Annotated in this window: 8 protein-coding genes, 5 tRNA genes and 1 rRNA gene; all 14 read right to left on the reverse strand. The window is 53.5% G+C overall.

Going from position 1 to position 8991, the window contains the following annotated elements:
* Positions 1-90: 90 nt before the first annotated feature.
* A complete protein-coding gene (gene yajC, locus EH198_RS12135; RefSeq protein WP_124695801.1) occupies positions 91-405 on the reverse strand; it encodes a preprotein translocase subunit YajC in 315 nt (104 codons plus the stop codon).
* A 44-nt stretch (positions 406-449) separates the two neighbouring features.
* Positions 450-1586 (reverse strand): tRNA guanosine(34) transglycosylase Tgt, encoded by a 1137-nt coding sequence (tgt, locus tag EH198_RS12140; RefSeq protein WP_124695802.1) that lies wholly within the window; start codon positions 1584-1586, stop codon positions 450-452.
* A gap of 21 nt (positions 1587-1607) precedes the next feature.
* Positions 1608-2636, reverse strand: a complete 1029-nt coding sequence (gene queA / locus EH198_RS12145; protein ID WP_124695803.1) for a tRNA preQ1(34) S-adenosylmethionine ribosyltransferase-isomerase QueA — start codon at positions 2634-2636, stop codon at positions 1608-1610.
* 6 nt (positions 2637-2642) lie between these two features.
* Complete coding sequence (locus EH198_RS12150; RefSeq protein ID WP_124695804.1) at positions 2643-4730, reverse strand: SpoIID/LytB domain-containing protein; 2088 nt, start codon at positions 4728-4730, stop codon at positions 2643-2645.
* A 37-nt stretch (positions 4731-4767) separates the two neighbouring features.
* Positions 4768-5775 carry a Holliday junction branch migration DNA helicase RuvB gene (gene ruvB, locus EH198_RS12155; protein WP_124695805.1) on the reverse strand — a complete coding sequence of 336 codons (1008 nt, stop codon included), beginning with the start codon at positions 5773-5775 and terminating at the stop codon, positions 4768-4770.
* 77 nt (positions 5776-5852) lie between these two features.
* The gene (gene ruvA, locus EH198_RS12160) at positions 5853-6470 is read right to left on the reverse strand and encodes a Holliday junction branch migration protein RuvA (RefSeq protein WP_124695806.1); all 618 of its coding nucleotides are present in this window, start codon (positions 6468-6470) and stop codon (positions 5853-5855) included.
* Positions 6467-6970, reverse strand: a complete 504-nt coding sequence (gene ruvC, locus EH198_RS12165; protein WP_124695807.1) for a crossover junction endodeoxyribonuclease RuvC — start codon at positions 6968-6970, stop codon at positions 6467-6469. Before ruvC ends, ruvA begins: the two co-directional genes overlap by 4 nt.
* A 293-nt stretch (positions 6971-7263) precedes the next feature.
* Complete coding sequence (locus tag EH198_RS12170) at positions 7264-8001, reverse strand: BofC C-terminal domain-containing protein (RefSeq protein WP_185702854.1); 738 nt, start codon at positions 7999-8001, stop codon at positions 7264-7266.
* Positions 8002-8281: 280 nt separating this feature from the next.
* Positions 8282-8358: transfer RNA gene (locus EH198_RS12175), tRNA-Arg, on the reverse strand.
* 6 nt (positions 8359-8364) lie between these two features.
* Positions 8365-8439 (reverse strand) — tRNA-Gly (locus EH198_RS12180).
* Between the two features lie 31 nt (positions 8440-8470).
* A tRNA-Asp gene (locus tag EH198_RS12185) sits at positions 8471-8547 on the reverse strand.
* Between the two features lie 24 nt (positions 8548-8571).
* Positions 8572-8648 (reverse strand) — tRNA-Met (locus tag EH198_RS12190).
* Between the two features lie 33 nt (positions 8649-8681).
* A tRNA-Glu gene (locus tag EH198_RS12195) sits at positions 8682-8756 on the reverse strand.
* A gap of 146 nt (positions 8757-8902) precedes the next feature.
* Positions 8903-8991 (reverse strand): 5S ribosomal RNA (gene rrf / locus EH198_RS12200); the annotation flags it as partial.

The raw sequence follows: 8991 nt of genomic DNA on the forward strand, positions 1-8991 counted from the left end.
CCGGGGCTTCTTTTTTTCACACAATAAAAAAAGGTGTGCCTCCCATTCATGGAAAGCGCACCGCTTAGTGAAACAGAAATTTGCAAGCTATTACTTTGAATCCGCTTCCGTTGTTGCTACGGAATGGCTGATCGAGCCGCGGTCAAAGGTCAATTTTGTTACATCATTCACCCGGAGAACCACGATATCGTCCGAAATCTCCATAATCGTGCCGTGAAGGCCGCCGATCGTAACGACCTTGTCACCCTTTTTCAAAGCCTTTAACATGGAATTGCGCGTCTTGGTCTTCTTCTGTTGAGGACGGATCAGCAGGAAGTAGAACACGATAAACATCAGGACAAACGGCCCCACAAGCCCTAAAATGTTTGAGGACTGGGATCCTGCAGCTGCAGCGTATTGAAACATATTTCACCCCCCTTTCAAGTCTTCGGTAAAGCACAATCCAGCACTTAGAAACCTTTTGAATTATCATTTAAACCGTATTGTGCGAAAAACTCATCGCGAAAATCCAGCAGCCGGTCTTCCATGATGGCTTTACGCACCTTACGCATCAGTTCCAACAGGAAGTACAAATTATGATAGGTCGTCAAACGAAGTCCGAAGGTCTCGTCGCTCTTGATCAAATGACGCAAATACGCACGCGAATAATTGCGGCAGGTGTAGCAGCCGCATTCCGGATCAAGCGGCCCGAAGTCACGGGCATACTGTGCATTTCGGACAACGAGTCTTCCCTGGCTGGTCATTGTCGTTCCATTGCGGGCAATACGGGTCGGCAGCACGCAATCGAACATGTCAACACCTCGGATTGCGCCTTCCAGCAGCGCGTCAGGAGAACCGACACCCATCAGATAGCGCGGCTTGTCCTGCGGCAGCAGTGGAACCGTATAATCCAGCACTTCATACATAAGCTGCTTCGACTCTCCGACACTGAGTCCTCCAATAGCATACCCCGGGAAATCCATGGAAGTCAACTCGGCAGCGCTCTGCCGGCGAAGATCTTCAAACATGCCTCCCTGAACGATAGCAAATAGGCCCTGATCATGAGGACGGGCATGGCTCTTCAGGCAGCGCTCCGCCCAGCGAGTCGTCCGTTCCAGCGATTTTTTTACATAGTCGTACTCTGCCGGAAAAGGCGGACATTCGTCAAAGGCCATCATAATGTCGGAGCCCAGCGCATTCTGAACCTCCATCGCAACCTCCGGCGACAAAAACTTCTTATCCCCGTTCAGATGGGAACGGAAGTGAACGCCTTCCTCCGTGATTTTGCGCATCTCACTCAGAGAAAACACCTGAAAACCGCCGCTGTCCGTAAGGATCGGACGATCCCAGTTCATGAATTTATGCAAGCCTCCGGCTTCACGGACGATATCATGTCCCGGACGGAGAAACAAATGGTACGTATTGCTCAGAATGATCTGGGCATCCATGTCCTTAAGCTCTTCGGGACTCATCGTTTTGACCGTCGCCTGGGTGCCTACCGGCATAAAAGTGGGCGTCTCAATAACCCCATGAGGAGTATGAACTCTTCCGAGACGGGCCCCCGATTGTTTGCATGTCTTAATATGTTCGTATGTTATTGCTGCCATATTCGTAACCCATCCTCTTACTTAGTAAATGAACATTGCGTCGCCGAAACTGAAAAAGCGGTATTTCCTCTGGATCGCCTCCTGATAGGCATCAAGAATATGCTCCCTGCCCGCCAAGGCGCTTACCAGCATGACCAGCGTCGATTTCGGCAGATGAAAATTCGTAATCAGGGCGTCCACCAGCTTGAATTCGTATCCAGGGTAGATAAAAATATCCGTCCAGCCGCTGCATGCTTCGAGCGGTCCATCGCCGAACATGCCGCCGACCGTCTCCAGCGTACGGCAGGAGGTGGTTCCGACCGCCACAATTCGGCTTCCCTTTGCCCGGGCTTCGTTCAGCATATCCGCCGTTTCACGTGACAGCATGAAAAATTCCGCATGCATAACATGCTCCTCAACCGTTTCCACGGACATCGGCCGGAATGTGCCAAGCCCGACATGGAGGGTAATGTAGGCTAGTTTAATCCCTTTTTCCTTAATCTTCTCCAGCAGTTCCTCCGTAAAATGCAAACCGGCCGTAGGTGCGGCTGCCGAGCCTTCATTGCGGGCATATACGGTCTGATACCGTTCCCGGTCGTCCAGCTTCTCCTTAATATAAGGCGGAAGCGGCATCGTTCCGAGCCTGTCCAGAATCTCCTGGAAAATCCCATTGTACATAAACCGCAGCGTGCGCCCGCCCATGTCGCTTTCATCCTCGATTACCGCCCGAAGTTCCTCACCGAAGGATATGACGGCACCGGATTTGAGCTTTTTTCCCGGCTTCACCAGAGCCTCCCATCGGTCTTCGCCCAAGCTCTTGAGCAGCAGCACTTCGGCCTTGGCTCCGGTATCCTCTTTAACGCCGAATAACCGGGCGGGAATCACTCTCGTATCATTCAGCACAAGCGTGTCGCCTGGCTGCAGTTCATCAAGAATATCGGTAAATTGCCGATGCTCTGTTCTCCCGCTTCGCTTGTCCAACGTGAGCAGCCTGGATGCGCTGCGGTCGGCAAGCGGAGTCTGGGCAATCAGTTCTTCCGGCAGATGAAAATCATACAAATCCACATTCATTGCTAGTCATTCCTTAACTATAGTGACATTCTGAAAATAGTGTTGCAAAATCTCCTTATAATCATACCCTTTATCCGCCATTCCCTTCACGCCCCATTGGGACATGCCGAGTCCATGGCCGTTGCCCCAGCCAATGAACAGAAAGCCCGGACTGGCGTCTACTACCCGCGCCTTGGAGTCTCCGTCCATAACGACGGTGCCGCTGCCGCTCTGCGTTACCATACCCGAAGCGGACAGTACCCCCGTCTGCTGTGAACCGCTTACTGTTGCGGTTTGGCCGTCGGCGCCTAGTACAGTATAACTGCCCGAAGGCACAATATCAAACAAAGTGCTGGGCAGCCCGCCTAATGCGGAGCGGTACAAATCGGGATACTTCACTGTAAGGGCATTGCCGTTGGCCTTGACCAATACGGCCCGGCCCGACGGACCGCGCTCCGTTACCTGAAGGCTGACGATGGATGAAGGCAGAGTGCCGCTCGCCTTCCCTTGCAGACTCTTCAGAAGCTCGCCGGATGTATAGGGTCCTTTAATCCAACTGTAGCTGCCCGACTCCAGCACACTGTCCAGAACGACCGCATTTTCTCCAGGGTTCAGCTTGCCGACGGGGCTTACGCTGCTGTCAACCACAGGCAGCGCCCGCACATTGACATCATTGGTCGTCGCCGTCAGCATGTTCAGGCCTGCGGCGGTCTTGTCGCCCGTCAATTTCACATTGTCTTCCCGGACATAGCCGTCCAATCCGTTAGAAAGCTGCACATAATACCACTTCTTCGCAGTAGCCACCGCGGAACTGTCGCCTGAACTGTCTACGCTGGCAAATATATTTCCTCCGTTATTCCATACTTCGGACGGATCGGCTGTCATTCCGCCGCTGTTGGATGAGAATACAGCTTCAACGATATTCCCTCCGCTCTTCAGCACCTCGCCCGCCGTGGCATCCACCGCCGACGTAATCGATGCCGCCTCGGTTCCGGTCCCGTTGTAGACCTGGCTGAGCGTAGTGTCCACAACATTCGCAATGTCGAATCGCAGCCCCTGCGCAACCGCATAACTGCGAGCAGCCACCGCCTGCGCCTTAAGCGCTTCGGCCGGCCAGCTCGAAGAGACCTCTCCGCCAACGACCGAGTACAGATATTGTTCCAGCGGGAGTTCATTAACGACGGACAGCGATCCGTTCGATCCGCCGAGCTCCAAGCTGCCGCGGTAGGTCCGCTTTGATCGTTCGGCAAGCTGAATACCTGTACTGCCCCCGGCCGCCATAAACTTCGCTTCGCCGGATACCGCGTAGTGTACTGCTTGCGTCTCGCTGTTCAGATCCAGTCCGACATCACTCCGGATCATGAGACCCGCCGATGCCGTCGTCAATATCAGTTGCGGCATCACCTGGCCAAGCACAAGCCTCGCTGCGGCCAAGTCGCTGTCGTTGGCAGCTTCGGCCACCCACACCTCGTACCGCGATCCCCCGCCTTCGGAAGGAACGACGGCGGTCCAGGCGTCAACGCCGGCCGCGGCTATACTTGCCCTTGCGGTGTCGGCTTCCTGCTGCGTGGCATAGCTGCCCGCTGTCAAATGCTTGCCGCCTTTGACAACGGGAACTTGGTCCGCCGGGAGGTTCAAACCGGCTTTGGACACTCTATCAGCTGCATTCTTCGCGGCGCTTTCGCTGGCGTATATCCCGGTATACAGCTGATATACATTGCTGCCTCCCTTTGAGTTCAGAAACAGCAAAGGCTTGTCCGACGTGGACTGGAGCTTCTTCGCCGCATCGGCTGCCGTCTGCCAGGAAGATGTCTCAAGCACCTTGACGCGGTATCCGTCCAGGCTTGCGCGCACCTTCGTCCCCGAAGGAATCGTAACGAGAACGGTCCCGCCATCTTGGGCGGTCAGGCTCCAGGCCTGGCCCGAGAGCAGCGTGACCGCTGGGACCGTCAATTTATATTTACTGCCGATATCCGCAAAAAGCGCGACCCTGATCGTCCGGGTGGAATCGGCGTAACCGGCCCCGGCGGGCAGCAGCAGACTTCCCGCTGCCAGCGCGGCTGCCAGCAAGCCTTTTGCCAGTGCCGTTCTCTTTTTCCTCCATGCATGACTCATCTTCACGTTCTCCTCCAATCGCCAAAGTGGATAAAGTTCAAGATTGCTCCGGAGGGAGCGGAATTCCTAAATGCTGATAAGCGGCCGCTGTAACCATTCTTCCCCGCGGTGTCCGCTGTAAAAAGCCGATTTGCAGCAAGTACGGTTCATAAACATCTTCTATTGTCTGGCTCTCTTCGCCTATCGTAGCGGCAATCGTATCCAGCCCGACAGGTCCGCCGCGAAAGCCCGTAATCATCGAGCGCAGCATTTTATGGTCAACACTGTCAAGGCCCCTGGGATCAACTTGCAGCATTTTCAACGACTCCCCGGCGATTTCCGGAGTGATAATCCCGTCTCCCTTGACCTGGGCATAATCACGGACCCGTTTCAGCAGCCGGTTTGCGATCCGGGGAGTTCCCCGTGAGCGCAACGCAATCTCCTCGGCTGCGTCGCCAACAACTTCAATCCCAAGAATATCAGCCCCCCGCGAGACGATATAACTCAGCTCATCCTCAGTATAGAACTCCAACCGGCTGACAACGCCGAAGCGGTCGCGCAGGGGGGCGGACAGCAAGCCTGCGCGCGTGGTGGCTCCCACAAGTGTAAACGGCGGCAGATCCAGCCGGACTGAGCGGGCGCTCGGCCCTTTGCCGATCATAATATCAAGCGCAAAATCCTCCATCGCCGGATACAGCACTTCCTCAACCGTCCGGTGCAGCCTGTGAATCTCATCGATGAACAGCACATCGCCTTCCTGCAGATTGGTCAGCAGCGCCGCCAAATCACCTGGGCGCTCAATCGCGGGACCGGACGTCGTCCGTAGGTTCACTCCCAGTTCGTTGGCGATAATATTGGCTAGCGTCGTCTTTCCGAGCCCCGGCGGCCCGTACAGCAGCACATGATCCAGTGCCTCGCTCCGCATTTTTGCCGCTTCGATATAGATTTTCAGGTTCTCTTTAACTTGATTCTGCCCTATATATTCAGCCAGATAACGGGGACGCAGACTGAGCTCCACCGCCTGGTCTTCCATCATTAAATTCGCGGATATGATCCGGTCCTCCATCTTTCCATCGCTCCACTTCATCATGTACTTAGCGGACCTTTCGTCAACCGATGCTCATCCACTTCTTACTTCCGGGTCTACTTCGCCACATACAGCAGCTTGAGCGCCTTTTTCATCAGGATGTCAACCGAATCGATCTCTGCTCCTTCTTTCTTCAGCGCCAGCCTGACACGGTCCAGCTCTGTCTCCGTATATCCAAGCGCCTTAAGCCCGTCTCTAGCTTCCTGCCAGGAAAGCTCGCCGCTCTCCGTATTCTGTTCCAACGCAAACAATCCGGTTTGGAAATTGGCCGTTCCCAGTCCGTCCAGCTTGTCCTTGAGATCCAAAATCATCCGCTGAGCCGTCTTCTTCCCGATACCCGGCAGTTTCGTCAGAAATGTAATGTTCTCCTGATAAATGGCCGAAATGACATGGTCCGGCGTGCCTCCCGTCAAAATCCCGAGCGCCACACGGGGGCCGATGCCCGACACCTCGATCAGTTTGCGGAACAGCTTCTGTTCCTCCCTGGTAGGGAAGCCGAACAGAAGAATCGCGTCCTCCCGCACGTGATGATGAATATATACAGTCACCGGTCCCTCTTGTTTGGCAAAAGCATAAGGATTCGGGCAAAAGACCCGATATCCAACGCCCTGAACATCCAGCACCACATATTCTTGTTCCAAATGGACAACCGGTCCCTTTAAAAAATCAATCATTTGCGCAATACCTCATTTATCTTTGAATTCAGCGTATACGAATGGGCATGACAGACCGCAACCGCCAGCGCGTCGGCCACATCGTCGGGTTTCGGAACGGCGGACAGCTTGAGGTACATCCGCACCATTTCCTGCACTTGCTTTTTCTCCGCCTTGCCGTAACCGACAATCGCCTGCTTCACCTGCATCGGGGTATATTCCGCCACCGCTAGCCCACGCTGCACAGCCGCCAGCACCAGCACACCGCGCGCCTGTCCGACCGACATTGCCGTCGTCACATTGCGGTTGAAGAACAGCTTCTCCAGCGCTACGGCCTCCGGCTTGTACCGGTCAATCAGCTGCAGCATGCCCTCATAAACGTGGAGCAGCCGCTCCTCCTCCGGCGTATGGGCTTCCGTCTGGATACAGCCATACTGAACCGGTGTAAGCTTGCTGCCATTTTTGTCAATGAAGCCGAAGCCGACAATCGCTATCCCCGGATCGATCCCCAGAATTCGCAAAACCATCTCTCCCCTATTTATCGGTAGCCTTCCCGCACGGTCTTTTCCCCGCCTTGAAAGCGAACATATGTATTCCTTCTACCCATTATAGCAAAAATAGGCTGCCCGGGGAGCATAAACTTTGCCATACCCGATATATAAAATAGTTTCACAAAATGTAACCTTAGCCTCAACCTGACTCAAGGCTTGACCAAGCACCCGAAACTGATAAATCATACAACAAAAAAGACCGCCGGTTTTCACCAACGGCCTTCATTACCCATCTCCTCAAGAATTCCTTTCATTAATCCGCCCTACATCGTCTGCTCAGAATCGTCCCGCGCATAATCGCTAAAGGTCGAAAGCACACTGTTGTACTCATCAATATCCTGTACCCGGATTCCGCCCTGAAGCTGCCTCCATACTTTTTCCGGCAGCGACGATTTCATCGTTCCAATATCGATTTGAAAAAAGGTTTTAAGCGCCTCCTCCCGTTTAGGAGGTCCTTTGAACAGGGTGAGATTTCCTTCGTTATCTATGCCAATGTACGCTTCCTTCTTGCAGGAAGGCGATAAATCATTCACACTCCGCTCCAGCCAGACATCTCCGTCAGACCCGATTCTTCCCTGCCAGTCCGGTTGTTCCGAAAGCAGAGCCTGCAATTTCTCGGGATTCATTGGTCCAAAAGTATCCCGGACTTCATCACCACTAACGTAGGTTGTCTTGTAATGGACTTTTCGGCTGAGGCCGGTATCTTCAATAATCCTGCTAAGCGACTTCGCATCGCCCAGACCCAATATTCGTTCCCCCGGCTCTTCTTGTCCGAATACGGCCGAAGCCTGCTCACGCAGCAGAGTATCGTTGGAAACGGTACGGGTGTTCAGTTCGGCAAACTTTGCTTCCACCGCCGACATCGATCCGGTCAGCAGATCTGACAAGCGATCCGATACCCGCAATCCCGACCAGGCGCATACCGTAAGGACCGCACAGGCCGTTCCGACCCACAGCGCTTTTTTCCAGCGTCTCCACCGGCGCCACAGTTGCTTTTTCAAACGAAAAGCACTCATGTTAATCCCTTCATTCTGCTTTTTTCCCTAATTTGCCCGGGGTCGGCGGGATTTATGCAAGCTTTAGCTTTTTCGTTCGATGGCTTTGCCCTCCGAAATTAATGATGGATACCCCAGACTTCGTTAATCAGAAAGTGACGTTTTGCCGGAGGATCAAAATCGAGGCAGGCTCTAAATACGAAGGCAACAAAAAAAGGCTTAATCAAGCTGTACACTCAGCTTAATCAACCCTAAATTAGGTATCAACTCATTTGATAAAGTAAGATGGCGCGCCCTGAGAGATTCGAACTCCCGGCCTTTTGATTCGTAGTCAAACGCTCTATCCAGCTGAGCTAAGGGCGCATTATATGGAGCGGACGACGGGAATCGAACCCGCGACCCTCGCCTTGGCAAGGCGATGCTCTACCGCTGAGCCACGTCCGCATAACGCTTTAAATTAGGAAAATACAATAAATGGCGGAACCGACGGGATTCGAACCCGCGATCTCCTGCGTGACAGGCAGGCATGTTAGGCCTCTACACCACGGTTCCAAGAGGCTCTTCTTTAAGAAGAATTGGTTGCGGGGGCAGGATTTGAACCTGCGACCTTCGGGTTATGAGCCCGACGAGCTACCGTGCTGCTCCACCCCGCGTCAACAAACAAAAATTCAAATCTGACAAATAAATGGTGACCCGTAGGGGATTCGAACCCCTGTTACCTCCGTGAAAGGGAGGTGTCTTAACCCCTTGACCAACGGGCCATACTAATCAACTCTTGTTCGTGACAACAAAATTTATTATATCAAAATCATGTACATAAAGCAATAGTTAAATATTGTTTTAATATAGTTGCTTTATAGCTCGACATAACAAAAAACCACTGCTGAAATTCAGCAGTGGTTCATGTGCTTGGCGGCGTCCTACTCTCCCAGGACCCTTCGGTCCAAGTACCATCGGCGCTGGAGGGCTTAACGGTCGTGTTCGGGATGGGTACGC

It is taken from the genome of Paenibacillus rhizophilus, from assembly GCF_003854965.1.
In the GTDB taxonomy this organism is placed as follows: Bacteria; Bacillota; Bacilli; order Paenibacillales; family Paenibacillaceae; genus Paenibacillus_AQ; species Paenibacillus_AQ rhizophilus.

Bases quoted from the DNA above. Each gene is read 5' to 3' on its own strand.
- yajC (WP_124695801.1), bottom strand. From the start codon at position 405: ATGTTTCAATACGCTGCAGCTGCAGGATCCCAGTCCTCAAACATTTTA.
- tgt (WP_124695802.1), bottom strand. From the start codon at position 1,586: ATGGCAGCAATAACATACGAACATATTAAGACATGCAAACAATCGGGG.
- queA (WP_124695803.1), bottom strand. From the start codon at position 2,636: ATGAATGTGGATTTGTATGATTTTCATCTGCCGGAAGAACTGATTGCC.
- EH198_RS12150 (WP_124695804.1), bottom strand. From the start codon at position 4,730: ATGAGTCATGCATGGAGGAAAAAGAGAACGGCACTGGCAAAAGGCTTG.
- ruvB (WP_124695805.1), bottom strand. From the start codon at position 5,775: ATGGAGGACCGGATCATATCCGCGAATTTAATGATGGAAGACCAGGCG.
- ruvA (WP_124695806.1), bottom strand. From the start codon at position 6,470: ATGATTGATTTTTTAAAGGGACCGGTTGTCCATTTGGAACAAGAATAT.